At 68.2% G+C, this 24,324-nt stretch carries 22 protein-coding genes and 1 pseudogene; 4 read left to right on the top strand and 19 right to left on the bottom strand.

Annotated features, from left to right (window positions below; all coding sequences use genetic code 11):
- Positions 1-9: 9 nt before the first annotated feature.
- From paaE to paaA, 5 genes are read right to left on the bottom strand one after another with little or no spacing between them, the layout of a single operon-like run.
- Positions 10-1,125 (bottom strand): 1,2-phenylacetyl-CoA epoxidase subunit PaaE, encoded by a 1,116-nt coding sequence (gene paaE, locus ACNPNP_RS01230; protein WP_448964252.1) that lies wholly within the window; start codon positions 1,123-1,125, stop codon positions 10-12.
- The gene (gene paaD, locus ACNPNP_RS01235) at positions 1,125-1,625 is read right to left on the bottom strand and encodes a 1,2-phenylacetyl-CoA epoxidase subunit PaaD (RefSeq protein WP_448964253.1); all 501 of its coding nucleotides are present in this window, start codon (positions 1,623-1,625) and stop codon (positions 1,125-1,127) included. Before paaD ends, paaE begins: the two co-directional genes overlap by 1 nt.
- Positions 1,619-2,464 carry a 1,2-phenylacetyl-CoA epoxidase subunit PaaC gene (gene paaC, locus ACNPNP_RS01240; RefSeq protein ID WP_448964500.1) on the bottom strand — a complete coding sequence of 282 codons (846 nt, stop codon included), beginning with the start codon at positions 2,462-2,464 and terminating at the stop codon, positions 1,619-1,621. Before paaC ends, paaD begins: the two co-directional genes overlap by 7 nt.
- Entirely contained in the window at positions 2,440-2,742 is a 303-nt protein-coding gene (gene paaB, locus ACNPNP_RS01245) for a 1,2-phenylacetyl-CoA epoxidase subunit PaaB (protein ID WP_206477301.1), read from the bottom strand. The genes paaC and paaB overlap by 25 nt, the downstream gene beginning before the upstream one ends.
- Positions 2,742-3,722 (bottom strand): 1,2-phenylacetyl-CoA epoxidase subunit PaaA, encoded by a 981-nt coding sequence (gene paaA / locus ACNPNP_RS01250; RefSeq protein ID WP_448964254.1) that lies wholly within the window; start codon positions 3,720-3,722, stop codon positions 2,742-2,744. The genes paaB and paaA overlap by 1 nt, the downstream gene beginning before the upstream one ends.
- Positions 3,723-3,914: 192 nt before the next feature.
- Here paaA and ACNPNP_RS01255 point away from each other — a divergent pair, with 192 nt between their 5' ends.
- Positions 3,915-5,213, top strand: coding sequence for a sensor domain-containing protein (locus tag ACNPNP_RS01255; protein WP_448964255.1), 1,299 nt, complete (start codon positions 3,915-3,917; stop codon positions 5,211-5,213).
- Positions 5,214-5,278: 65 nt separating this feature from the next.
- On the opposite strand, the gene ACNPNP_RS01260 is transcribed toward ACNPNP_RS01255, so the two are convergent.
- A complete protein-coding gene (locus ACNPNP_RS01260) occupies positions 5,279-5,698 on the bottom strand; it encodes a pilus assembly protein CpaE (protein ID WP_448964256.1) in 420 nt (139 codons plus the stop codon).
- 96 nt (positions 5,699-5,794) lie between these two features.
- On the opposite strand from ACNPNP_RS01260, the gene ACNPNP_RS01265 reads away from it, so the two are divergent.
- Positions 5,795-7,903: a RecQ family ATP-dependent DNA helicase gene (locus ACNPNP_RS01265; protein WP_448964257.1), complete on the top strand. Its 2,109-nt coding sequence runs from the start codon at positions 5,795-5,797 to the stop codon at positions 7,901-7,903.
- Here ACNPNP_RS01265 and paaZ read toward each other — a convergent pair.
- The 3 genes from paaZ to ACNPNP_RS01280 are packed head-to-tail and all read right to left on the bottom strand — an operon-like array spanning position 7,892 to position 11,531.
- Positions 7,892-9,952, bottom strand: coding sequence for a phenylacetic acid degradation bifunctional protein PaaZ (paaZ, locus tag ACNPNP_RS01270; RefSeq protein WP_448964258.1), 2,061 nt, complete (start codon positions 9,950-9,952; stop codon positions 7,892-7,894). The two genes, ACNPNP_RS01265 and paaZ, sit on opposite strands and share 12 nt — an antisense overlap.
- Positions 9,949-10,791, bottom strand: a complete 843-nt coding sequence (locus ACNPNP_RS01275) for a 3-hydroxyacyl-CoA dehydrogenase family protein (protein WP_448964259.1) — start codon at positions 10,789-10,791, stop codon at positions 9,949-9,951. The genes paaZ and ACNPNP_RS01275 overlap by 4 nt, the downstream gene beginning before the upstream one ends.
- Positions 10,788-11,531, bottom strand: coding sequence for an enoyl-CoA hydratase/isomerase family protein (locus ACNPNP_RS01280; protein WP_448964260.1), 744 nt, complete (start codon positions 11,529-11,531; stop codon positions 10,788-10,790). The genes ACNPNP_RS01275 and ACNPNP_RS01280 overlap by 4 nt, the downstream gene beginning before the upstream one ends.
- Before the next feature lie 117 nt (positions 11,532-11,648).
- Here ACNPNP_RS01280 and ACNPNP_RS01285 point away from each other — a divergent pair, with 117 nt between their 5' ends.
- Entirely contained in the window at positions 11,649-12,269 is a 621-nt protein-coding gene (locus tag ACNPNP_RS01285; RefSeq protein ID WP_448964501.1) for a TetR/AcrR family transcriptional regulator, read from the top strand.
- Positions 12,270-12,338: 69 nt separating this feature from the next.
- Here the strand turns inward: ACNPNP_RS01285 and ACNPNP_RS01290 are convergent, their stop codons facing one another.
- The 10 genes and pseudogenes from ACNPNP_RS01290 to ACNPNP_RS01335 all read right to left on the bottom strand — a co-directional run bounded on the left by ACNPNP_RS01290 (position 12,339) and on the right by ACNPNP_RS01335 (position 23,590).
- Entirely contained in the window at positions 12,339-12,926 is a 588-nt protein-coding gene (locus ACNPNP_RS01290) for a nitroreductase family protein (protein WP_448964261.1), read from the bottom strand.
- Positions 12,927-13,023: 97 nt separating this feature from the next.
- Positions 13,024-14,670: a dipeptide ABC transporter ATP-binding protein gene (locus ACNPNP_RS01295; protein ID WP_448964262.1), complete on the bottom strand. Its 1,647-nt coding sequence runs from the start codon at positions 14,668-14,670 to the stop codon at positions 13,024-13,026.
- A gap of 2 nt (positions 14,671-14,672) precedes the next feature.
- Positions 14,673-15,239 carry a GbsR/MarR family transcriptional regulator gene (locus tag ACNPNP_RS01300; RefSeq protein ID WP_448964263.1) on the bottom strand — a complete coding sequence of 189 codons (567 nt, stop codon included), beginning with the start codon at positions 15,237-15,239 and terminating at the stop codon, positions 14,673-14,675.
- Positions 15,226-16,149 carry an ABC transporter permease gene (locus ACNPNP_RS01305; RefSeq protein WP_448964264.1) on the bottom strand — a complete coding sequence of 308 codons (924 nt, stop codon included), beginning with the start codon at positions 16,147-16,149 and terminating at the stop codon, positions 15,226-15,228. Before ACNPNP_RS01305 ends, ACNPNP_RS01300 begins: the two co-directional genes overlap by 14 nt.
- Complete coding sequence (locus ACNPNP_RS01310; protein ID WP_448964265.1) at positions 16,142-17,074, bottom strand: ABC transporter permease; 933 nt, start codon at positions 17,072-17,074, stop codon at positions 16,142-16,144. The genes ACNPNP_RS01305 and ACNPNP_RS01310 overlap by 8 nt, the downstream gene beginning before the upstream one ends.
- A complete protein-coding gene (locus ACNPNP_RS01315; protein WP_448964266.1) occupies positions 17,074-18,456 on the bottom strand; it encodes a M14 family zinc carboxypeptidase in 1,383 nt (460 codons plus the stop codon). The genes ACNPNP_RS01310 and ACNPNP_RS01315 overlap by 1 nt, the downstream gene beginning before the upstream one ends.
- Before the next feature lie 14 nt (positions 18,457-18,470).
- Positions 18,471-20,066 (bottom strand): peptide ABC transporter substrate-binding protein, encoded by a 1,596-nt coding sequence (locus ACNPNP_RS01320; RefSeq protein WP_448964267.1) that lies wholly within the window; start codon positions 20,064-20,066, stop codon positions 18,471-18,473.
- A gap of 283 nt (positions 20,067-20,349) precedes the next feature.
- The gene (locus ACNPNP_RS01325) at positions 20,350-21,447 is read right to left on the bottom strand and encodes an ABC transporter permease (RefSeq protein WP_448964268.1); all 1,098 of its coding nucleotides are present in this window, start codon (positions 21,445-21,447) and stop codon (positions 20,350-20,352) included.
- Positions 21,444-22,340, bottom strand: coding sequence for an ABC transporter ATP-binding protein (locus tag ACNPNP_RS01330; RefSeq protein ID WP_448964269.1), 897 nt, complete (start codon positions 22,338-22,340; stop codon positions 21,444-21,446). Before ACNPNP_RS01330 ends, ACNPNP_RS01325 begins: the two co-directional genes overlap by 4 nt.
- A gap of 60 nt (positions 22,341-22,400) precedes the next feature.
- Positions 22,401-23,590 (bottom strand): annotated as a pseudogene (locus ACNPNP_RS01335) (benzoate/H(+) symporter BenE family transporter).
- Between the two features lie 133 nt (positions 23,591-23,723).
- Here ACNPNP_RS01335 and ACNPNP_RS01340 point away from each other — a divergent pair.
- Positions 23,724-24,296 carry an NADPH-dependent FMN reductase gene (locus tag ACNPNP_RS01340; protein ID WP_448964270.1) on the top strand — a complete coding sequence of 191 codons (573 nt, stop codon included), beginning with the start codon at positions 23,724-23,726 and terminating at the stop codon, positions 24,294-24,296.
- Positions 24,297-24,324: the final 28 nt, after the last annotated feature.

Genomic DNA, 24,324 nt, shown 5'->3' on the forward strand with positions numbered 1-24,324 from the left:
CGTGTCGGATCAGGCGTCGTAGTCGACGACCACGCTCTTCGTCGTCGGGTGGGACTGGCACGTCAGTACGTATCCGCGTTCGATCTCGTCGGGTTCGAGCGCGTAGTTCTGAGTCATCCGCACCTCACCATCGATCAGCCGCGCGCGGCACGTGCCGCAGACGCCTCCGGCGCACGCGAACGGCACGTCCCCGCGCACGCGCAGCGCCGCATCCAGGATCGCCTCGTTCGCCGCGACCGGCGACTCGACTGTCGATGAGAGGCCGTCGAGGGTGAACTCGATGCGCCGCGTCTCATCGCCCTCGCCGATGACCACAGGGCGTCCCCGGTCGACACGCGGACCGTCGGCATCGCTCGTGAACAGTTCGAAGCGGATGCTGTCATGCGGCACGCCTCGGCCTTCGAGCGCCTCACGGCAGAGCGAGACGAGGTCGAAGGGTCCGCACAGGAACCATTCGGTGACGGTGCTCGGCGGCAGCAGGCCGTCGAGGATCGCGTTCAGCTTGTCGGCGTCGATGCGTCCGGACAGCAGCGGTGCCGTGCGCTGCTCGCGGGAGAGCACGTGGTGCAGGGCGAGGCGTGCGGGGTAGCGGTCCTTGAGGTCGGCGAGGTCGTCGAGGAACATGACGTCCTGGGTGGCACGGTTCGTGTAGACCAGGCTGAACCGCGCGGTCGGCGACGATGCCAGCACGTGCGAGGCGAGCGCCATCATCGGCGTCACGCCTGAGCCCGCCGCGATGCCGGCGATGTGCGCGTGTTCGAGGTCGGGCAGGTTGGTGGTGAACGTGCCCTCCGGACTCATCACCTCGATGCGATCGCCGGGCTTCAGGTTCTCGTGCGCCCAGACCGAGAAGAGCCCGCCGCGGTCGCGTTTGATGCCGACGCTGACCTCGCCGGGGGTCGGCGGGCGGCAGATCGAGTAACTGCGGCGCACCTCGTGGCCGTCGACGTGGGCGCGCAATGCCACGTATTGCCCCGGAAGATAGTCGTATTCGCCGTGCAGCTCGGGTGGGACGGTGAACGTGACCTCGATGCTCTCCGTCGTCAGCGGCCGCACGTCGGAGACGGTGAGCTCGTGGAAGCGCCCCCGGCGACGCGTGGTCGTGGTCACAGCACCCGTCCTCATCACAGCACCTTGAAATGGTCGAAGGGCTCGAGGCAGGCGCGGCACTCGAAGAGCGCCTTGCACGAGGTCGAACCGAAGCGGGCGACCTCACGGGTGTCGAGCGATCCGCAGCGGGGGCACTTGACCGCCAGCTGCAGCCGGATCGGCCCCTGCCCGAGGGCGGCACGCGCGTGCGGCGGGGCGATGCCGTACTCGCGGAGCTTCTGTTTCCCGGCATCCGTCATCCAGTCCGTCGTCCACGCCGGCGACAGAGTGGTGCGCACCTCGACGTCGTCGAAGCCCGCGGCCGTGAGCGCGAGGGTCACGTCGTCGCGCATCGCGTCGAGCGCGGGGCATCCGCTGTACGTGGGCGTGAGCGTGACGATCACGGTGTCGTGATCGATGGTCACGTCTCTCAGCACGCCCAGGTCTTCGATCGTGAGCACGGGGATCTCGGGGTCGGTCACCGTGGCGGCGATCGCCCAGGCGTGCGCGCGGCGCGTGGTCGTCTTCGTCACCATGACGCCCCCGGATGCTGTCTCGCCAGGACCTGCATCTCGGCGAGGAGATGTCCCATGGCGGGGAAGTGCCGACCGCGGCGGCCGCCGCCCGATGACGCGCTCACATCGGGGATGTCGAGTTCGGCCTCGGTGAAGACCGCGGCGATCACCGCGTCGAACCCTGCGCGCAGAGTGGAGGGGCGAGCCGCGATGCCGTCGAGCTCGTCGATCAGAGGTTCGTCGCGGAACAGCTCTGCGACGTACGGCCAGACGTCCCGTACCGCGCGGATCATTCGCCGTCGCGACTCCTCGGTGCCGCCGGCGAGGCGCAGCGTCCACTGCACGGCGTGGTCGCGGTGGTAGTCGACCTCTTTCAGCGCCTTCTCGGCGACGGCGGCGAGCGTCGCGTCCGTTGACGTGCGCAGCGCGGAGTAGAGCTCGAACATGTAGGCGGATGCTGTGAGCTGCCGTGCGATCGTCTGCGCGAAGTCGCCGTTGGGCTGCTCGAAGAGCCACGCGCTGCGGAATTCCGGCTCGTCGCGGAAGTACGCCAGATCGTCTTCGCTGCGGCCGTCGGCGGTGCCTGCATAGTGCAGGAGTGACCGGGCATGACCGAGCAGATCGAGAGCGATGTTGCCGAGCGCGACGTCCTCCTCGAGCTCGGGAGCGTGTGCGATCCATCCGCCGAGCTGCTGCGACAGGATCAGCGCGTCGTCGCCGAGCCAGAGGGCGTACTCGGCCACGGCCGGAGTCGCGGTGGCGTCGGTGTCGCCGGTGAGTTCGGCGGCGAGCTCCACCTCGTCGACCGTGACGTGCGGGAGCGGGCGGGAGGCGGTCACAGGTGCGGCACCCCCTCGGATGCGGTGTAGTACACCGCGTGACGGTAGTTCTTGCCCGCAGGGCTCTCGAAGAACGAGCCCTTGGCGTCGGGGTCGCTCGTGGTGATGGCGTCCGCCGGAACGACCCAGATCGAGGTGCCCTCGCCGCGGCGCGTGTACAGGTCGCGGGCGTTGCGTACCGCGAGCTCGGCGTCGGGGGCGTGCAGCGACCCGGCGTGCACGTGGCTCATGCCACGGTTCGCGCGGACGAACACCTCCCACAGTGGCCAGGTCTCGGATGCGGTCTCGGTGCTGACCATCACGCGGCCTCCTTCGCGTTCCGCTCGGCGTGCTTGCGGGCATACTCCGCAGCGGCCTCGCGCACCCAGGCGCCTTCCTCGTGCGCCTCGCGCCTTGCGCGCAGTCGTTCGGTGTTCATGGGTCCGTTGCCACCGAGCACCTCGAAGAACTCGGTCCAGTCGATCTCGCCGCCGATGTACTGCTGCGTCTCCTCATCGAAGTGCAGCTCAGGATCGGGCAGCGTGACGCCGAGAGCCTCGGCCTGCGGCACGAGCATGCCGATGAACCGCTGGCGCAGCTCGTCGTTCGAGAACCGCTTGATGTTCCATGCCATCGACTGCGCCGAGTTGGGAGAGTCGCCGTCCGGCGGGCCGAACATCATCAGGCTCGGCCAGTACCAGCGGTCTACGGCATCCTGCGCCATCTCGCGCTGCGCATCGGTTCCCTGCATCAGCGACAGCAGGATCTCGAATCCCTGCCGCTGGTGGAACGACTCCTCCTTGCAGATGCGTATCATCGCCCGCCCGTACGGTCCGTAGGACGCCCGGCACAGCGGCACCTGATTGCAGATCGCTGCGCCGTCGACGAGCCACCCGATCGCGCCCATGTCGGCCCAGGTGGGAGTGGGGTAGTTGAAGATCGACGAGTACTTCGCCTTGCCCTCGATGAGCTGCATGGTCATCTCGTCGCGCGTGATGCCGAGCGTCTGCGCGGCCGAGTACAGGTACAGGCCGTGGCCGGCTTCGTCCTGCACCTTCGCCATCAGGATCGCTTTGCGCTTGAGGCTCGGGGCGCGGGTGATCCAGTTGCCCTCCGGCTGCATGCCGATGATCTCGGAGTGGGCGTGCTGCCCGATCTGACGGATCAGCGCGCGGCGGTACGCATCCGGCATCCAGTCGCGGGGTTCGATGCGCGAGTCGGCGGCGATGATCTCGTCGAACCGGCGCTGCTCGGCGGAGACAGCGGCGGGTGTCTCGGCTGCTGCTTCAGCGGTGGTCATCGGGACTCCTTCGTCTTTACTGACCGTACGTTCAGTAATTGTCTCACGTCATCCTGACGTGTGCAAAGCCCCGTCCGACATCTCGTTCTGATCTCATCGTGCTCACCACCGTCGCGGAAACCTCTGCGAGCCATATGATGACCGCTCAGGGGGGGCAGATAGGCCTGCGTCCGCGCACTTTCAGGAGGGGTGATGGTACGAGCGAGGTCGCATGTCTCGAAGACGCTGATGGGGGTACTGGTAGCGGGAGTGCTGCTCGGACTCTCGGCCTGCACGCCTCCCATCTCTCCGGAACCTTCGCCCACCTCTGCGCCGGTATCTCCTACGCCCAGTGCTGAGCCATACGCCGGACCGGTGGTCTTCGTCGGCGATGAGCTGAGTCGTTTCCTGCTGGCATCCGACGAGATCGAGGTACTCCTTCCCGGAGCCTCCGAAGTAAGCGAGTCGGCGCCGTCGCTGAGACAGATCTCAGACGGTGGTGGAGCACTGTTCGTACCGGCCATCTGCGGCGCCCTCTACTTCGAGGATTCCCTCGGCAGTGTCGGCGTTCGCACGATGTCGTGGACCATCGCGGACGCTCCCGAGCACGGCGTCGGTCGGCTCAATGTGCTGCAGTTCGCCGACGAAGCGCAGGCGCAGACGCGAATGGACCAGTTGGTCGCGGCCACCGAGCAGTGCGCCGAGTTCGAGTACGAAGGTATGAGCACCTTCACCGGGGTCGTCCAAGAATCCGGTGAAGGCGTGCGGTCGCTCGCCGGCACGTTGATCAGTGAGAGCCCGCAACCGCAGGGATGGCGTGCCTTCCATGGATTCGCGTCGGTGGGCAACGTGCTGGTCGAGCTTTCGCATCCGTTCACGGGCGACCAGGAATTCGATGCGGCCGCTGTGGCGACCGCGCTCGCCGAACGGTCCGCTGAAGCGCGCGACGCACTGATCGAACAGCTGACACAGACGCCGCCCACTGTCGAGGAGGCGCAGCCGCAAGATGGCAGCACTGTCTGGAGCGACTGGCTCATCACGGCCACCGGAGTCGGTCCGATCTTGCTCGGAGTGACGGTCGAGGACGCCATCGCTGCCGCGCAAGGCGCTCAGGCGGGAGAACTCGAGTACGAGGGCGGGCCGGTGCCGTTGAATTCTCCGGACGGTTCCGCATCCTTGTCGCTCTCTCAGTCCGGCGACGACGGCGTCGTCAACGCGATTCTCGTCGGGTCGGATCGTTCCTGGGAGTCGGGCGGCCTCGACGGCGCGGCTCTCCCGTCTGCGGAGGGCATCCGAGTGGGTGCGCCTGCATCCGACGCGATGGCGTTGTATCCCGAGGGCACGTGGGTGTGGGTGGTCTCGTCGGCGCAGTCGAAGTATGACGTCGCTGATCGCAACGGGCGCCTCATCACCTTCTTCCTGGATGGAGATGGTTCGGACCCGACGACGGCGACGATCGTCGGAATCACCGTCGAAGACGCGACGAAGCGTGAGTCCTTCTCGTTCGAGTGATCTCTCTCATGCGGCGGGGCTGCACGCCGATGATCTCGGAGAGCGCGTGCTGTCCGATGTGCGGGTCAGTGGGAGCGGGAGACGAGCTCCAGGAGCGCCCGGCCGTACGCTTCAGACGGATCGGGATGCTCGAAACGCAGCGTCTCACCGCTGATCTCGATCTCCACCAGGAAGGAATCCTCCAGGCGGACCAAACTCCTGAAGGTGCCGCGCAGAAGGTCGCGCAGTTGATCCTCGCGCGGCAGCCAGACGGCGTCCGCCAGCTCGACCGCATCCAGCGCCCACTCGGTCGTGCCGTTGAACGCGAGGTCGGTGCCGCGCGGCGTCCGACGCGCCTCGATGGTCATCTCGCTGACGGTGAAGACCTCGGCCTCGACTTCGAGCTCGACTTCGTCGGGGAGGTCGAGCAGGAATCGGTCGCCGCTCTGGGGGAGCCATACGAGGCCGGCCAGCCGCAGCGCGACCGCGAGTTCGCGGGTGATCACGTTTTCCACGCTAGACGATGGCCTGTGGCCCGCGGCCTGCTCTGTCGCGTTCGGACACCCAGCCGCTGTGTCGGTCGCCTGAGGCAGAGTGGTGGCATGACCTCTCTGTCTGCCGTCGACACCCGTGCCGCCGCCCTCGCCGCACTGCGCGAACTCGTCGGCCGCCCCGACGCCGACTTCCACGAGGGGCAGTACGAAGCGATCGAAGCGTTGGTCGCCCGGCGTCGGCGGGCGCTCGTCGTGCAGCGGACCGGCTGGGGCAAGTCCGCCGTCTACTTCGTCGCGACCCTCCTGCTGCGCCGGCAGGGCGCCGGGCCCACAGTGCTCGTCTCGCCGCTGCTGGCGCTGATGCGCGACCAGATCGCGGCGGCCGAACGCGCCGGCGTGCGCGCGGTGGCGATCAACTCGACGAACGCGCACGAATGGGGCGACGTGCTCGCACGACTCGACCGCGACGAGGTGGACGTACTGCTCGTGTCGCCGGAGAGGCTGAACAACCCCGCCTTCCGCGAGCAGCAGCTGCCGGCACTCGTGCGACGGATCGGCATGCTCGTGGTCGACGAGGCCCACTGCATCAGCGACTGGGGTCACGACTTCCGCCCCGACTATCGGCGTCTGCGCGACCTCATCACGCAGATGCCGGCAGAGGTGCCAGTGCTCGCCACGACCGCCACGGCGAACAGCCGCGTCGTCGCCGACGTCGAAGAGCAGCTCGGGGTCGCCGCATCAGACGAGGGCGTGCTCACGATCCGCGGCCCGCTCGCCCGTGCATCCCTGCGGCTCGGCGTGCTGCGCCTTCCCGATGCGGCCAGCCGGCTCGCCTGGCTGCTCAGTCACATCGACGACCTCCCAGGATCGGGCATCATCTACACGCTCACCGTCGCCGCGGCCGTCGACACCGCCCGGCTGCTGCGCGAGCGCGGCCACGAGGTGCGCGCGTACACCGGTCAGACCGACACCGACGAGCGCGAGGAGTCGGAGGGCATGCTCAAGCGCAACGAGATGAAGGCGCTCGTCGCGACGAGTGCGCTCGGCATGGGGTTCGACAAGCCAGACCTCGGGTTCGTGCTGCACCTCGGTGCGCCGTCGTCGCCGGTTGCCTACTACCAGCAGGTGGGTCGCGCGGGGCGCGCGAGCGAGAGCGCAGACGTGCTGCTGCTGCCCGGGCCGGAGGACCGAGACATCTGGCACTACTTCGCCACGGCATCCATGCCCGATCAGGAGCGCGCCGAGCGTGTGATCGCCGCTCTCGGCGATGCGCCGATCTCGACTCCTGCGCTCGAGGCGATGGTCGACATCCGTCGCACCCCGCTCGAGCTGCTGCTCAAGGTGCTCGATGTGGACGGCGCGGTGCGACGTGTGCAGGGCGGGTGGATCGCCACCGGCGAGAGCTGGGTCTACGACCGGGACCGTTACGCGCGCATCGCCGCCGAACGCGTCGCCGAGCAGCAGCACATGCTCGACTACGAGCAGACCGACGGATGCCGCATGGAGTTCCTGCAGCGTTCGCTCGATGACGACACGGCCGAGCCGTGCGGGCGGTGCGACAACTGCGTCGGCGCATGGTTCCCCCGCGAGATCGGAGCCGCGGCGACATCCGCGGCATCCGAGTCTCTCGACCGCGTCGGCGTCGCGATCGACCCGCGTCGCGTCTGGCCCACGGGTGCCGACCGACTCGGGGTGCCGGCGAAGGGGCGCATCCCCGCGGGGGAGCAGGCCGGCAGCGGACGAGCGCTGGCTCGACTCACCGACCTCGGCTGGGGCGGCACCCTGTGTACGCTCTTCGCCGCAGGTGCGCCTGATGCGCAGGCGACCCCGCAGGTGCTCGCCGGCTGCGTGCGGGTGCTCGCAGGGTGGGGATGGGACGAGCGGCCCGTCGCCGTCGTCGCGATGCCGTCACGATCGCGTCCGCTGCTCGTCGATTCGCTTGCGCGCGGGATCGCCGAGATCGGCAAGCTGCCCTTCATCGGCGCACTGACCCCGGTCGATGGCGGGCCCACCGGACAGCCGGGTGGCAACAGCGCGTTCCGGCTCGCCGGTCTCTGGGAGCGCTTCAGCGCCGATGGGCTCGAGATCCCCCACGGGCCGCTCCTGCTCGTCGACGACCAGGCCGACAGCCGCTGGACCCTCACCGTCGCCGCCCGCTCGCTCCGGCAGGCGGGGGCGACTGAGGTGCTGCCGTTCGTGCTCGCGCTACGCGGCTGAGCGCTCCTTCTCCACCAGCGTCAGCACGTCGTACGTCGCGACGGTCTCATCGTCCTGGTTGCGGATCACGGCATCCCACCGCACCTCGCCGTATTCATCGGTCTCGCGCGGCGTGATCTGCTTCGCGGTCAGCTCGACGCGGATGCTGTCGCCTGGCGAGACCGGAGTGATGAAGCGCAGATTCTCCAGACCGTAGTTCGCGAGCACAGGGCCAGGCTCCGGGTCGACGAAAAGCCCCGCGGCCCACGACACGAGCAGGTACCCGTGCGCGACGCGTCCAGGGAAGAACGGGTTCGCGGCGGCGGCCTGCTCATCCATGTGCGCGTAGAAGGTGTCGCCGGTGAAGTGCGCGAACGTCTCGATATCGTCCAGCGTCACCTCGCGGGACGCCGAGGCGATGTGATCGCCGATCCGCAGCTCAGCGAGCGACTTGCGGAACGGATGCGCCCCGTCCGAGCGCGCTGCGGCGCCGGCGTGCCATACGCCCGTCAACGCCGTGAGCATGTCGGGAGAGCCCTGCACGGCCGTGCGCTGCATGTGATGCAGCACCGCACGGATGCCGCCGAGCTCCTCACCGCCGCCCGCGCGGCCGGGGCCGCCGTGCACGAGACCGGGCATCGGCGAGCCGTGACCGGTGGACGAGCGCGCGTCGTCGCGGTCGAGGAACAGAACTCGTCCGTTCGAGGCGGCGATGCCCGTCATCAGTTCCGCCGCGAACACCGGATCGTGCGTGGCGACACTCGTCACGAGCGACCCGCCTCCGCGTGCCACGAGAGCCGCTGCCTCGGATGCTGTCTCGTACGTCAGCAGCGAGGCCACCGGGCCGAACGCCTCGACCTCGTGCACGGCATCCGCACTCGCGTCGTCGAAGCGCAGCAGCATCGGGGCGACGAAAGCACCATTCGGCGTCGCCGCGGCGCGGCCCTCGACGCCGCGTACCTCTGGTGCGTCGCTGGTGCCGACGACGATCCGACCACCGGCATCCTGCAGTGCCGTCACCTGCCGCAGCACTTCGTCGCGCTGGGCGAGAGAGACGAGGGGACCCATCGTCACGCCCTCGGCCCGCGGATCACCGATCACGATCTTCGCCTCGAGGCGGGAGCGAACCGCATCGATGACGGCGTCAGCGGATGCCGTCGGTACGATCGCGCGCCGGATCGCCGTGCACTTCTGCCCTGCCTTCGTCGTCAGCTCCGTGACCAGCTGACGCACGTACGCGTCGAACTCCGGCGTTCCCTCGGTCGCGTCGGGGCCGAGCACCGAGGCGTTGATCGAGTCGGTCTCGGCGGTGAAGCGCACCCCGTTCGGGGTCCTCTCCCTCAGTGTCGCGGCGGTCGAGGCGCTGCCGGTGAACCCGACGAGATCCCCGAGTCGCAGCTCTTCGAAGAGGGTGGGCACGCTGCCGCTCACGAGCTGCAGCGATCCGTCGGGCAGCAGGTCGGATTCGACCAGGATCCGCACCATGGCCTCGGTGAGATAACCGGTAGGGGTGGCGGGCTTGATCAGCGACGGCATTCCGGCGAGGAACGCGGGCGCGAATTTCTCGAGCGGTCCCCACACCGGGAAGTTGAATGCGTTGATCTGCACGGCGACGCCTGGCAGGCGCGTGTACACATGACGGCCGATGAAGCTGCCGTCCTTCGACAGGGCCTCGACAGGGCCGTCCACGTGCACCTGGCCGTTGGGGAGTTCTCGCCGCCCCTTGCCGGAGTACGCGAACAGCACGCCGATCCCGCCGTCGATGTCGACCCAGGAATCGGCCTTCGTCGCTCCGGTGCGAGCCGACAGCGCGTACAGCTCGTCCTTTCGTTCGGTGAGGGCGAGTGCGAACTTCTTGAGCAGCACAGCACGCTGATGGAAGGTCAGAGCGCCCAGAGACGCCTGACCGACCGTGCGGGCATACTCGAGAGCGCCTGCGAGGTCGAGGCCCTCGGTGCTCACCTGCGCGATCTCCGCGCCCGTCGACGCATCGCGGACGACGAGTGCGTCGGCAGCGGTCTGCGGCGTCCACCACTCGCCCTGGACGTAACTGGGCAGAACTCCGGTCATTCCCGATCCCATCTGTAGAAGCCTTCGCCGCTCTTGCGGCCGAGCCTGCCGTCGGCGACCATCTGCCTCAGCAGCGCGGGCGGTGCGAAGCGCTCGCCGAGGGTCGCATACAGTTCCTCGGCGATGGCGAGACGCACGTCGAGCCCGACCACATCGGTCGTCCGCAACGGGCCCATCGGATGCCGGTACCCGAGCTCCATCGCCTGATCGATGTCCTCCGCCGAGGCGACGCCGGCATCCAGCATCCTGATCGCCTCGAGCGCCAGGACGAGGCCGAGCCGGCTGGATGCGAATCCGGGGGAGTCGCGGACGACGATCGGTGTCTTGTCCAGTGACTCCACCCAGCCGCGCGCCCGATCGACGAGCGTCGGATCCGTTGCAGATCCGCCCACGATCTCGACCAGCGATGACGACGGCACGGGATTGAAGAAGTGCAGTCCGAGGAAGTTCTGCGGGCGCGTGAGTGAGGCGGCCAGGGCGTCTATCGAGATCGAGGAGGTGTTCGAGGCGAGCGCCGCATGCGTGGGCAGCGCTCTCTCCACGCGGGTGAGCGCCTCGGACTTGAGTGCGCGGTCTTCGGGGACGGCCTCGATCACCAGATCGCGGTCGGCGAAGAGCCCCGCATCGGTGCCGGCCCGGAGCGCGGTCGTCAGCTCGTCGAGGCTCCGTGCGGTGCCGCCGCGCTGCACGGAGCGCTCGAGGCTCTCCTGAATCCGGCGCATCGCCGTCGTCATCGCCTCGCTGTCACGTTCGACGATGGCGACGTCGGAGCCGGCCAGCAGGAACGCATGCGCGATCCCCGCGCCCATGCGGCCACCGCCGAGAACACCCACTTTCATGGTCGACCCCGCTTCTCCAGGAAGTCCGTCATCCTGCGCATCTTCTCCGGGCTCTCGAACAGCTCGGCCTGCAGCTCGCCGTCGATGCCAGGGTGCTCCGAGCGCGGAGCGCGGATGGCGCGTTTGGTGTGCCGAGTGGCGAGCGGATCGTTCGCCGCGATCCGATCCGCGATCGCATGGGCGGTCGCCAGCAGCTCGGATGCCGGATGGATGCCGGAGACGAGGCCGGCGCGCAGCGCCTCATCCGCCGCGAGCAGGCGGCCCGTGAGCAGCATCTCGCGGGCGAGTCCGTCGCCGACGATCTCGCCCAGGCGCCATGTGCCCCCAGCAGCGGCCATGATGCCGAGACCGGTCTCGGGGTTGCCGATCTTCAGCGACGGCGTGCCGATGCGGATGTCCGCCGCATAGGCGAGTTCGGCACCACCGCCGAGTGCGTAACCGTCGATCGCGGCGATGACCGGCATCGGCAGTTCGTGGATGCGGATGAACGCGGTGGCATTCACGCCCCGACGTGCGTCTTCGGCGCGGCGGGCGCGCAACTGGCTGATGTCTGCACCCGCGGCGAACACTCCTTCGGTGCCGGTGAGGATCAGTGTGCGCGGCGCGACTTCGAGCTCCGCGCACAGCGCATGCAGGGCGTCGATCGTCTCGCGGTCGATCGCGTTGCGCTTCTCGGGGCGGTTGAGACGTGCGACGACGCGGTCGGCCGTGCGGTCGATGACGAGAGGTTCCTCGTTCATGTGCGCTCCTGACTGCGTCGTCTGGCGTGTGCTAGTTTCTGACCGATCGTTCAGTAATTCATTATGCCAAGGATCGTGGGGACGGGCAATCACCGATGACAGACTGGATGCGTGCCAGTGCCATCATCTGAGGGAGTCGCAGGGGCGGCGTCTGCTGCGCGCCGCGGGCGACCGGGCTACGACCAGCGGCAGATCCTCGAGGTCGCCGTGCAGGTGTTCATCGAGCACGGCTACGACGCGACGTCGGTGTCGTCGCTCGCCGAACGGCTCGGTCTCTCGAAGTCCGCGCTCTACCACCACTACGCGTCGAAGGAGCGGCTTCTCGAACTCGCCCTCGACGAGGCGATGGGTTCCTTGGAAGCCGTGCTGCGCGAGCCGGACGCCACGGTCGGGTCGGCGGGGGAGCGGCTCGAGCACGTGCTCCGCGGCGCGGTGCGAGTGCTCGTCGACAAGCTCCCGTTCGTGACCCTGCTGCTGCGTGTGCGCGGCAACAGCGAGGTCGAGCGATCAGCGCTCGAGCGGCGTCGCACATTCGACGATCAGATCGCCGTGCTCGTGCGGGCCGCGCAGGCGGAGGGGTCGGTGCGCGGCGACATCCGTGCTGCGGTGGCCACCCGCCTGCTGTTCGGCATGGTCAACTCGATCGTCGAGTGGTACCGGCCGGCGGGGCCGGAAGGCGCGGCCGAACTGGCCGACGACGTGCTCGCTGTTGCGCTCGACGGGCTTCGCACGCGCTGAGCGCGACAGCGGCTCAGCGCGTGCTCGGAACCGACGAACTCCATCCCGCGCAGCGGGGATCGCGTCGACTCAGGCGCTGGCGATCACGGTCTCGTCCAGCGAGCGACGCACTCGGGGCGCGGTCTCCCGCTCCTGAAGCGCCTGCGGAAGAGCCGACGCGTCGCCGAGCTCGCCCAGAGCGATCACGGTCGCGGGAACGAAGCGCGGTTCGAGGTCGACGATCGCGCGCACGGCCGCCCCGTCGAACCCGCTCATCTGGTGGACGACGAGCCCGTCGTGGTGCGCCTGCACCGACAGGTGCGCCACGGCCTGGCCGAGGTCGTACCAGGCGTGCGTGATGGGGGAGCCGTCTGCCGTCGCGGTCTCGGCCACTGCGACGACGAGTACGGCGGCGTGGCCGGCCCAGGTCTGGTTGAACCCGAGCAGCGCGTCGAGGATCTGCGCGTGCAGGGCCGAGCCGCGGCGGGCGACGATGAATCGCCAGGGCTGGGTGTTGTTGGCGGACGGCGACCAGCGGGCGGCTTCGAGTGCTGCGGCGAGCTTCGCCTCGTCGATCGGTGCGGCGTCGTCGTATGCGCGGGGGCTCCAGCGCTCAGCGAGGACGTTCAGTACGGGGACGGCGGTCGGTGCGGTGCGGTCGAGAAGCGGAGTGCTCATGATGCCTTTCGGGGTCTGAATCTGGGCCGACCCCGTCGTCCGCCTTGCCATCCACGATAACCGTTCCATGCGCGCGCATATTCCGGTTGACGCAGAATCACATGATCGCGGCGAGTCGTGCGGCCCTTCGCTCCTGCTGGACATCGGGGTCGGGCACGGGCGCGGCCGCCAGCAGCCGACGCGTGTACTCATCGCTCGGATGCTGCAGCACCTGTGCGCGCGAACCCGACTCGACGACAGCGCCGCCGCGGAGCACGCTCACACTGTCGCAGAGCTCGTCGATGACGGCGAGGTCGTGGCTGATGAACATGCACGCGAAGCGCAGTCGTTCCTGCAGCTCGCGGAACACATCGAGCACCTGCGCCTGCACCGACACGTCCAATGCGCTGGTCGGTTCGTCCGCGATGAGCAGAGCAGGGTCGAGTGAGACGGCCCTGGCGATGGCCACCCGCTGCCTCTGCCCGCCCGAGAGCTCGTGCGGGAATCGGGCGGCTCGATCGGCGAGTCCGACCGACTCGAGCAGCGCATCCGCGCGATTTGCGAGCTCGCGACCGCGCAGTCCCTTGATCGCCGCGAGGGGTTCCTCGACGCTCTGCCTGACGGTGTAGCGCGGATTGAGTGAGAGCGCCGGGTTCTGGAACACCACGCCGATTCTGCGGCGCGACTCGCGGCGCACGGCTCTGCCGGCGGTGCGCATGTCGACGCCGTCGACGATGATCGATCCGCCGGTCACGGGTGCGGCGCCGATGATCGCGCGCCCGATGGTCGACTTGCCGCTGCCCGACTCGCCGACGAGCCCGAGGATCTCGCCCCTTCGCACCTGAAGGCTCACGCCGTCGACGGCACGGAACTGGCCGCGGAGGCGTCCGCCGTACGTGACCTGGAGGCCTGCGACATCCAGCACGAGAGGCTGATCGATGTCGGATCCGACTGCGCCGGGCCGCTCACCGATGCGCGGCACGGCGCTCAGCAACTGCCGTGTGTACGGCGCGGACGGCCGCAGCAGCACGCCGCGCACCGAGCCCTGTTCGACGAGCTCGCCCTCGCGCATCACGACGACACGATCGGCCAGTTCGGCCACGACACCCATGTCGTGGGTGATCAGCAGCACGCCTCGGCCGTCGCGGCGGCCGAGGCGTGCCAGCACATCGAGCACCTCCGCCTGCACCGTGACGTCGAGTGCTGTCGTGGGCTCATCCGCGATCAGCAACTGCGGGTCGGATGCCAGCGCCATCGCGATCCCGACGCGCTGGCATTGGCCGCCCGAGAGCTCGTGCGGATACTGCTTCATGCGGCGGCTCGGCTCGGGGATGTCGACCAGCTCGAGCAGTTCGATCGCGCGGCGGCGCGCGGCCCCTGCGCTGAGCGTGCGGTCGTGCGCACGCACCGCCTCGATGACTTGGAATCCGATCGTGAACACCGGGTTGAGGGACGCCACCGGATCCTGCGAGATCAGAGCGATCTGCGCACCGCGGACACGGCGCAGATCGGCGGGCTTCAGGCCGACGAGCTCTCGCCCGTGCAACCGGACCGACCCCGTGGCGCGCGCGTTCTCGGGCAGCAGCCCGATCACCGAAAGAGCAGTGACCGACTTGCCCGAGCCCGACTCTCCGACGACGGCGACGACCTCGCCGGGTGCGATGTCGAGATCGAGACCGTGCACGACCTCGACCGGGTTGCGGGTGCCGAAATGCACACGCAGATCCCGGATGCTGAGGATCGGTTCGCTGCTCGGCGCAGTCATGTTCACGCCTTCTTCTCGCCCGCGTCACGGGCACGCTTGTGCTCGCGCCAATCGGCGAGCATCTTGTGGTGGTACTCCTGGATCCACTCCAGATAGTCACGGCCGTTCGTGAGGCGGATGCGCGCCTCCGCCTCTTCGGGACCCAGCCAGCTCAGCGCGGAATCGATCGATGCGATGTGCCTGTCGAAGTAACGGCGTTCATTCGCGAGGAAGCTCCCCCAGGGATCCTCCTCCGCCTTGAAGTAGTGGCTGCGGTCGCCCGGCACGGAGTGGCGGCGGATGTAGTTGGTGTCGATCAGACGCCTGGTCGCCATCGACACCGCACCGGTGCTGGCGCTGAGGGCTGCCGCGAGGTCGGCCGACGAGATGTACGGCTGGTCCATGATCATCAGATAACCGAGCACACGGCCGTCCATGCGCGAGGTGCCGGTCATCTCCCAGATCAGGCTGATCTCCTCGGCGAACTGGCGCCGGTACTGCTCGCGCTCGTCGATCTGTTCGGAGTCCTCTTCGGCCATGTTCGATCCCTTCTCCTGCACCATCAGCATCCCACCCTCATCGACGCTCACGTGGATCGAACACCGTACGCAGTTCCTCGCCGAGCGCGACGATCGCCAGCACGGTCACGGCGAGCATGATGCTGGGCAGCACGAGCACATGGGGTGCGGTCTGGAACACGCGCGAGCCCGCGGCGATCTGCAGACCCCACGAGACCGCCGGCGACGAGAGCCCGATGCCGAGGTACGTGAGCGTGCTCTCGGCGACGATGACGCCGCCGATCGTGAGCGTCGCCATCAGCATCACCGGCTGCACCGAGTTCGGCACGACGTAGCGGCTGATGATGCGCCCGGCGCCGAGTCCCATGGTGCGCGCGGCGAGCACGTGGTCGGCCCTCGTGACCGATCGCACGGAGGCGCGCATGAGCCGCGCCATCATCGGCCAGCCGAAAACACCCAGGACGACCCCGACCGTGAGCACGTTGCGCGTGCCGAACATGTTCAGGACGACGATCGCCGCCAGCAGGAAGGGGAAGCCGAGGAACACCTCGGTCAGACGCGACACGATCCAGTCGGCGACGCGGCCTCCCATTCCGGCGAGCAGCCCCATCACGAGCGCGATCGCGAGTGCGATGCCGGTGGCGAGGAGCCCGACGGATATCGACGCCTGGGCGCCGTAGACGGCTCCCGCCCAGATGCCGCAGCCCTGGAGGTCGAAGCCGAAGGGATGGCCGGGTGCGGATTCCACCTTGCTGTCCGCGAGATCGCAGGCACGCGGATCGCCGTTGCCGAACAACCCGGCGAACGGCGCGGGTGCGACGGCGAAGGCGAGCATGACCAGCAGGATCGTCGACGCGATCCAGAACAGCGGCCGGCGCAGCAGCAGCACCCACGGGGAGGGCCTGGCGGCCTGAGGCAGAGAGGTCGAGGTGGTCTTCGGCGCAGGGATCTTCGCCGTGATGGGAGGGATGTTCTCAGGCACGTCGGATCCTCGGGTCGAGAAGGGCGTGGATCGCGTCCACGAGCAGCGAGGTGATCAGGAAGATGACGATCAACGCCGTGGAGATGCCCACCACCATCGCCGCCTCGTGGTCGCGGATCGCTGTGAACAGCAGGTTTCCGACGCCGGGCAGATTGAAGATGCCCTCGATGACGACGGTGCCGCCGAGCAGGAAGCCCAGGTCGGTGGCGAGGAAAGTCGCTGTCGGGATGAGGGAGTTGCGCATCACGTGCAGCCCGACGACGCGCCCCTCGCCGATGCCCTTCGCCCTGGCCGTGCGCACGTAGTCGGCCTCGAGGTTCTCGATCATCGAGCCGCGCACGAGCCGCGAGACGGAGGCGAGTCCGATGGCGGCGATCACGAGCGAGGGGAGCAGGTACGACAGCGGCCATCCTTCGCGGATTCCGGCCACCGGCAACCAGTCCAGCCGTACGCCGAACAGGATCTGCGCGGTGATGCCGAGCACGAAGACGGGGATGCAGCTGAGTCCGATCGTGATGACCAGGAGCCCTTTGTCGATCACCGTGCCCTTCTTGAGCGCGGATACGACGCCGACCGCGAGGCCGAGGACCACCTGGATCGTCCACGCCGTCAGCGCGAGCGTGATCGTCACCGGCCACCGGTCGGCGCGCTTGTCGGCGACCGGTCGACCGGTGAGGTCGAGGCCGAGATCACCCGTGAGCAGGTTGCCGAGATAGTTCGTGTACTGCACCCACAACGGCTGATCGAGCAGGTACTTGGCGTTGATCGCGTCGATGACCGACTGGGGCAGCTGCCGGTCTCCGGCCAGAGCGCGGATAGCGTCGCCGGGAAGGCTGAAGACGGCCAGGTAGATGATGAACGTCACGCCGACGAACACGAGCGCGAAACCCGCGACCCGCTGCAGCACGCCCACCGTCGTGCGCATCAGCCGCGCTCCAGTTGAGCGTGCGCGGCGAGGATCGCTCCGTACTGCACGCCGACGACCTTGGCCAGGGGGATCGGCGCCGAGTGACGTCTGGCCGTGGCTTCGCGGAGCCAGGCGCCGAAGACCCGATGCGCGTCCCTGGCGGTCCTGCGCACCTCTGGCGAGGCGAGACCGGCGTCGACCTCGGCCTGAAGCGCCCGCAGCAGCATGCCGCCCCAGCGCAGCCGGTGCAGGTCCACGAGCCTCTCCAGGCTCGAGACCTCTGCGACGGTCGCCGGTCGATCGTCCTCCGCATCCGCCCGCGCGATGTTGCCTTCACCGGCGGTGAGCGCCATCGGGGAGAACACCCGGGCGGCGCGCAGCAGCGCGGTGTCCATCCGCACCTGGGATCCGACGCGTTCCAGCAGGTTCACGAGCGTGGTGCCCGTCTCGATCAGCAGACGCCCGCTCTCGCGCAGGGCATCGCGGTAGATCGTGGACGTCGCGCTCGTGTCATCGGCGGTCGGGTCGCTGAACTGCGGCAACTCGGCGATCAGTGAGAGGGTGCCGTACTTCGCGGCGTACGAGGTCGAGGCGTCGCCGGCCGACCCGGGGGGATAGGGGTCGAAGCCCTGTGCCTCGGCCCAGTCGTATGCGCCCTGCAGCGTTCCCATCTCATAGATCGCCTCGTCGAGCACGGTGAAGTGCGCGCCCTCCGCCTCGCCGGCGTGCAGGGGCACACCGCAGGATGCCGTGACCTGATGCAGCAGCGGATACAGCTCGGGCAGCGGTCGCGAGAGGTAGAAGTAGGCTCCGCCGCCCTCGCTGTTGTGCAGCGGCACGTACAGGTCGGGTCGGGTGCTGTCGATCGCCCTGGCCAGCGCCTGGGTCTCGGGCATCATGGCGTCGAAGTACGCCGCCTTGTAGTCGAAGGGGAACGTCCACTCGACCTGCTCGTCCGGGGCGGGACGGAAGAATTCCCTGGCGTATCGATCGCGATCCGACGGATCGCCGAACCAGCCCTCGTTCAGGCGCATTCCGTCCGGATCGGCACACGGGACGATGTGCCAGGTCGTGTCGAGGGCTTCGCGGAACGAGTCGTCGTGCAGCAACTGATCGATCAGATGAAGGATGGTCAGCGATCCGATGGGCTCGTTCGGGTGCACCGCGCCGACGATGAGCGCCGAACGGGTGCCGGAGCCCAAGTGGTACAGCCGGATCGGATCACCGAGCCGGCTGGTCCCGATGCGCTCGAGGGTGAGCAGATCGGGGCGCTCGACGCGCAACTGCTCGATCCGCTCGTGGAGCTCGTCGACGGTGGGGATCTTCGTCTGGTCTGGCACCGCACCGGCACGGCGGAGGATGTCCTCCGCCGTGCCGAGCGTTGTCGCGGGGTCGTGCAAGGTTCAGCTCCGGTTCAGTCGGCGACGATGATCTCGGCCACGTCGACCGCACCCGAATTGGTGTGCAGTTCGGCGATGCGATCCGAGGTGACGTAGAGGTAGCGGTTGCCGAACAGCGGGACCGTGGGGAAGTCCTGCAGGATGCGCTCCTGCACCGCGGTGTATCCGGCCAGCGATTCCTCGAGGTCCGCAGCGGCGTTGGCGGTCTGCAGCAGCTCGACGACTTCGGGGTTGTTGTATCCCCCTGCTCCGAAGTTGCCCTCGCCCGTGGGGGTGAACACCGCCGTCAGCGTGTTCTGCTGACTCGGGTACAGCGCGCCCCAGCGAGCGCGGAACGGGCCGTTCGCGGCATTCTTCGTGATCATGTCGGTGAAGGCGGCGAAGTCGGCGGACGGTGTCGCGACGGCGCTCTCGATGCCGAGATTCTGCCGCAGCTGGTTCGCGATGGCCTCGAAGAGATCCTCCTGACCCCAGTTGGCGATGAAGTGCACCTGCAGCTCTCCGTCGAAGCCGCCGGCCTCTTCCAGGAGTGCCTTGGCCGCCTCGGGGTCGAACTCGCAGTACTCGCCGCAGATACCGGCCGGATCGCCGGGCATGCTCGGAGCGGTGAGGGATGTCGCGGGCACCTGCGAACCCCCGAAGACGGCCTCGTTGATGGCATCGCGATCGATCGCCATCGAGATCGCCTGACGCACGCGCACGTCTGCGAAGCGCGGGTCGTCGAGGTCGAAGCCGAGGAAGTCCACACCGGGCGCATCGAGCTCGTGCACGTGGTCGCCGAACTCGCCACGTGCCTGCTCGGCCTGCGAACCGGCGATCGCCACGATGTCGATCTCGCCGGCCAGGGCATCCGTGTACGCCGTCGCAGTGTCGAGATACGGCACGAACGTCACGGCGTCGATCGTGGGCTCGTCGCCGGAGAAGTCCTCGTAGGCGACGGCCTCGATCGGGTCCGTGGCCGACCAGCCGTCGGTGAGGCGGAACGGGCCGTTTCCGACGGGGGCGGATTCCCAGGCCTCGAGATCATCCAGGGCGCCGTCCGGCAGCGGGTACAGCCCGGTCTGACCGATGGTCAGCTGCAGGGGGTACTGGCGGTCGGGAGCGACCAGCTCGACCGTGAAGGTGCGGTCATCGACGACACTGAGGCCGGCGAGCTCGGTCGCGGTCGGCTCTCCCTCTGCGGGATTCATCTCGGCATAGCCGACGACGTTCGCGAGCTGCGCGCCGTTGACCCATGCGTTCGGGCCGTATGCGGCGTGGTTCCAGGTGTCGACGTAGTCCTGAGCGGTGACGGGGGATCCGTCGTGGAACGTCCATCCGTCGCGGAGGGTGACCGTCCAGGTCGTCGCGTCTTCGGACTCGACCGACTCCGCGGCCACGTAGCCGATCTCGCCGTCTTCGCCGATCTCGGTGAGGGGCGAGAAGATCGTCTCCAGGATCGCGTAGGAGCCGAACTGATTGCCGGGGATCATCGAGTCCGGTTCTTCGACCGCGTATCGGATCGGATCGGCGTTCTCCGCGGATTCATCCGCAGCCCCCGCCGAGCAACCCGTGAGCGTGAGCGCCACCACCGCCGACGCGGCTGCCAACAGACGTGCCTTGCTGTGCATAACTCCTCCTTGAGCCACAACGTACGGAACGTGTGCGGCGGGGACGGGGCTGCTCGGGTGTGCAGCCGTTCCTCGCACGTTAGGACGTATCCGCTTCATTCGTCAATGAACTTTCAGTGATTACTGAAAGTTGTAATAGGAGTGAAACACGTGTGACCCCGGAGCGCAATACCCGAGGCGAAATGGGTCGGTGAAGTCTGGCTCCGGCGATGAAAGAAGGAAAACGGGGGTTCCCGGTCGTGGGAACCCCCGTTTTCCTTCTTTCGAGGAGCGTCGTCGTGCCTCAGCCGCGCAGCGCCTCGCGGAACTTGACCCTGGCGCCCATCTTGAGCAGCGAGTTCTCGTAGATCTTCGCGCCGATCAGTATCACCAGCACGCACGCGACGAGCATGATCGCCAGCGATGCCAGTGGCTCCCACCACTCCGCCTCGTTGAAGAACAGACGGATCGGCATCCCGACCGGAGCCGAGAAGGGCACGTACGAGAGCACGGTCATCACGACGGGGTTGTCGCCGAAGAAGATGACGAGGAAGTACGGGATCATCGTCAGGTACATCACCGGAGTCAAGGTGGTGCCGGCGTCCTCCTGACGCGACACCATCGATCCGGCGGCCGCGAACATGGCCGCGAGCAGGATGAACCCGAAGAGGAAGAACACCGCGAACCAGATGACCGGGCCGCCGAGTCCCGCCAGGAGCCCGGTCTGGCCGGTGACGATCAGCCCGATGCTCCCCACGGCGGCCAGGAGCACGATCTGCGAGATCGCCAGGATCGTGTTGCCGACCACCTTTCCGGCCAGCAGCACCCGTGCCGGGATGCTGGAGAGCAGGATCTCCACGACGCGGGTCTGCTTCTCCTCCACGACGCTCGACGCCACCGGCATGCCGAACATCATCGCGGACATCATGAACACCAGACCGAAACCGATGCCGAGCAGGTACCGGAGCGGTCCGCTCGCGGCATCCGGGTTGAGCAGTTCGACCTCCGGCGTCGCGGAGAGCGCCATCAGCAGGCTCTGCGGTGCCTCCTGGTCGGCGATGATCACGAGGCCGGTCGCGGATGACGCATCGTCGATCACGGCGGCGTCGACTTCGCCGGATTCGACGAGGGCGGTGGCCTCATCCCGGTCGGCGACCTCGGTCACGTCGTAGCCGTCCACCTCCGAGAGGGCGGATGCCGTGGCGCTCGTCGCCGCGATCGGTGTCGCGGTGGAGTTCGAAGACGAGAAACCGGCCCAGATGACGCCCGCGAGGGCGATCAGCAGCAGGATGCCAGTGGAGATCAGATACGCCTTGCTGCGCAGCCTGGTGCTCAGCTCGCGTTCTGCGACGAGCCAGACACCCTGGCCGGTGGAGACGGCCTTGGTCGATGAGGCGTTCACTGGATGACCTCCTTGAAGATCTGGGCGAGGGTGGGATGCTGCGGGCCGAATCTGCTGATGTCGCCGTCCTCCAGTGCACGTCGGAGGACGCGCTGCGCGGTGGCCGGATCGTCGGCGTCGAACACGGCGCTGCCGCCCTCGAAGTCCACGACGCTCACGCCCTGCTCCTCGCGCAGCCAGCCGACGTCTCCGCTGCTCTCGAGCTCCCATCGGGGCGCCGAGTGCTGCTCTCTCAGCTGATCGCGGGGGCCTGCCGCGCGGATCGTGCCGCCCGCGATGATGACGAGGTCGTCGCAGAGGCGCTCGACGACGTCGAGCTGGTGCGAGGAGAACAGCACGGAGACACCGCGTGCGGCGCGTTCCTGCAGCACGCCGGCGACCGTGTCCACCGCGAGGGGGTCGAGCCCGGAGAAGGGCTCGTCGAGGATGAGGACCTCGGGATCGTGCACGAGGGATGCGGCGATCTGCGCACGCTGCTGGTTTCCCAGCGACAGCGCCTCGATGTTGTCGTTCAGGCGCTCGCCGAGTCCGAGTTCCTCGAGAAGCGCGGTCGCGCGCGTCGTGGCATCCGACTTGGAGAACCCGTGCAGACGGGCGAAGTAGACGACCTGCTCGAGCACCTTCATCTTCGGGTACAGCCCGCGCTCCTCCGGCATGTAGCCGAACTGGCGGCGGGCGTCAGCGGTCAGCGGTGCGCCGCCGAGCGTGACGGATCCGCCGTCAGAGGCGAGCAGGCCGAGCACGATCCGCATCGTGGTCGTCTTGCCCGCGCCGTTGCCGCCGACGAAGCCGGTAAGGTGCCCGGCGGCGACGGAGAACGTGATGTCGTCGAGCACCCGGCGTGTGCGGTAGCTCTTCGTCACGCCGGTCAATTGGAGCGTTCCTGAGGTCATGACTCCACGCTAGGGAGAGGGGCGTGCGCACGGCATCCCCCGTGCGGCGGACTTCCCGCCTCAGCCTTCGGACGGACGGGCGGCGAATCGGGTGAGGACGAGGCGCACCAGGAGCCCTGCGATGAGCGCCCAGAATGCCGCGCTGATGCCCGCGAGGGAGATGCCGGATGCCGCGATGAGGAAGGTCACCACGGCGGGCATCCGTTCGCTCGGTTCTGCAACCGCCTGCTGGATGGCGGAGCCGAACGCTGCGAAGAGCGCGACGCCGGCCACCGCGGGGATCACTGCCGCGGGCGCGAGGATGACGAGCGCGGAGAAACCGGCGGAGAAGCCGCCGAGCACGACGTACGCGACGCCCGTGGAGAGCCCGGCCACCCAGCGGCGTTTGGGTCCGGGTCCGCCGCCGGGGATGCCGCGAGTGCGGCACTGATCGCGGCGAGGTTGATTCCGTGTCCGCCCGCCGGTGCGCCGATCGCCGTGCCGATGCCTGTCACGAGCATGGCCGGGCGCCATGGCACGTCATAACCGTAGCTGCGCATGATCGCGACGCCTGGCACGTTCTGCGACGCCATCGTCACGACGAACAGCGGGAGCGCGATGCCGATGATCGCTCCGACCGTGAGAGTCGGTGCGACGAACTCGATTCGGGGGAGGAGCAGGCTCGCGTCCATCGAGGAACCGCCCTGCACCAGTTCCACCCCGACCACGATGGCGGCGGCGACGAAGGCGAACGGCACCGCCCAGCGAGGTGCGATCCGAGCGAATATCAGCCACGTGAGCACGACGGGGATCACACCCCACGGGTTCTCGGCGATCCCTGTCACCGGCGCGAGACACAGCGGAAGCAGGACTCCTGCGAGCATCGCCTGGGCGATGGATGCAGGGATGCGGGCGATCAGACCGCCGAAGCCGGGCCATGCGGCCGCCAGCAGTGTGAGGGCAGCCACGACGAGGAACGCTCCCGTCGCCGCCGGCCAGCCGCCCTCGACGGCTCCCGTCGCGGCGAGCAGTGCTGCGCCGGGAGTGGACCAGGCGGCCGTGATCGGCATCCGATAGCGAGAGGCGAGGAAGACGCAGGCGAGGCCCATCGTGATGCTGAGGGCGAGCAGCCCGCTCGCGGCCTGCGCCGGTGACGCTCCGACGGCGGAGAGCCCGGTGAGGACCACGGCGAACGAACTCGTGAAGCCGACCAGTGCAGTGACGACGCCCGCGAGGATCGGCCTGGACAGCGGAGCGCGCGCGTCGGTCATAGGGGTGAGATTAGCGCGACGGATCCGCACACAGAGAACTCATTGTATTCAACGGAATAGAATCTTCCCGAGAGTCGTTGACCTCGGAAGACAGTCAAGGCTCGTGTCGAGCCCGAGAAGAGAAGGAAAACCTGTGACTCGTACCATCGGCTACATCGTCGGCAGCATCTCCAGCACCTCCCTCAACCGCCGCCTGGCGCGCGTGCTGACGAACCTCGCCCCCGAAGGCACCGAACTCGTCGAGATCGAGATCAAGGACCTCCCGTTCTACTCGCCCGACTTCGACGGCGACTTCCCTCAGGTGGCGAGGGACTTCAAGAAGGCCATCGCCGACGTCGACGGCGTCATCATCGTGACGCCCGAGTACAGCCGCTCGATCCCGGGTGTGCTGAAGAACGCTCTCGACTGGTCGACCCGTCCGTACGGTGAGATGTCGTTCTTCGGCAAGCCTGTCGCCGTCATCGGCACGTCCGGCTCCGGCGTCGCGACCGCCGCCGCCCAGCAGCATCTGCGTGCGATCCTCGGTCACTTCAGCGCGATCACCATGGGACAGCCCGAGGGCTTCATCCAGGACCGCCCCGGCCTGTTCACCGACGACGGCCAGGTCACCGACGACAGCACCGCCGGGTTCCTCGTCGGCTACCTCGAGGCCTTCAACGGCCTCATCTCGCGCGTGCAGCACTCCGCCGACCTCGTGAACGCCTAACCTTCGCCGACCACGGATGCCCCCCCCC

The organism is Microbacterium xerophyticum, from assembly GCF_053543555.1.

Coding starts and splice junctions, on each gene's coding strand:
- paaE (WP_448964252.1), bottom strand. CDS start 1,125: ATGAGGACGGGTGCTGTGACCACGACCACGCGTCGCCGGGGGCGCTTC.
- paaD (WP_448964253.1), bottom strand. CDS start 1,625: ATGGTGACGAAGACGACCACGCGCCGCGCGCACGCCTGGGCGATCGCC.
- paaB (WP_206477301.1), bottom strand. CDS start 2,742: ATGGTCAGCACCGAGACCGCATCCGAGACCTGGCCACTGTGGGAGGTG.
- paaA (WP_448964254.1), bottom strand. CDS start 3,722: ATGACCACCGCTGAAGCAGCAGCCGAGACACCCGCCGCTGTCTCCGCC.
- ACNPNP_RS01255 (WP_448964255.1), top strand. CDS start 3,915: ATGGTACGAGCGAGGTCGCATGTCTCGAAGACGCTGATGGGGGTACTG.
- ACNPNP_RS01265 (WP_448964257.1), top strand. CDS start 5,795: ATGACCTCTCTGTCTGCCGTCGACACCCGTGCCGCCGCCCTCGCCGCA.
- paaZ (WP_448964258.1), bottom strand. CDS start 9,952: ATGACCGGAGTTCTGCCCAGTTACGTCCAGGGCGAGTGGTGGACGCCG.
- ACNPNP_RS01275 (WP_448964259.1), bottom strand. CDS start 10,791: ATGAAAGTGGGTGTTCTCGGCGGTGGCCGCATGGGCGCGGGGATCGCG.
- ACNPNP_RS01280 (WP_448964260.1), bottom strand. CDS start 11,531: ATGAACGAGGAACCTCTCGTCATCGACCGCACGGCCGACCGCGTCGTC.
- ACNPNP_RS01290 (WP_448964261.1), bottom strand. CDS start 12,926: ATGAGCACTCCGCTTCTCGACCGCACCGCACCGACCGCCGTCCCCGTA.
- ACNPNP_RS01295 (WP_448964262.1), bottom strand. CDS start 14,670: ATGACTGCGCCGAGCAGCGAACCGATCCTCAGCATCCGGGATCTGCGT.
- ACNPNP_RS01310 (WP_448964265.1), bottom strand. CDS start 17,074: ATGCGCACGACGGTGGGCGTGCTGCAGCGGGTCGCGGGTTTCGCGCTC.
- ACNPNP_RS01320 (WP_448964267.1), bottom strand. CDS start 20,066: ATGCACAGCAAGGCACGTCTGTTGGCAGCCGCGTCGGCGGTGGTGGCG.
- ACNPNP_RS01330 (WP_448964269.1), bottom strand. CDS start 22,340: ATGACCTCAGGAACGCTCCAATTGACCGGCGTGACGAAGAGCTACCGC.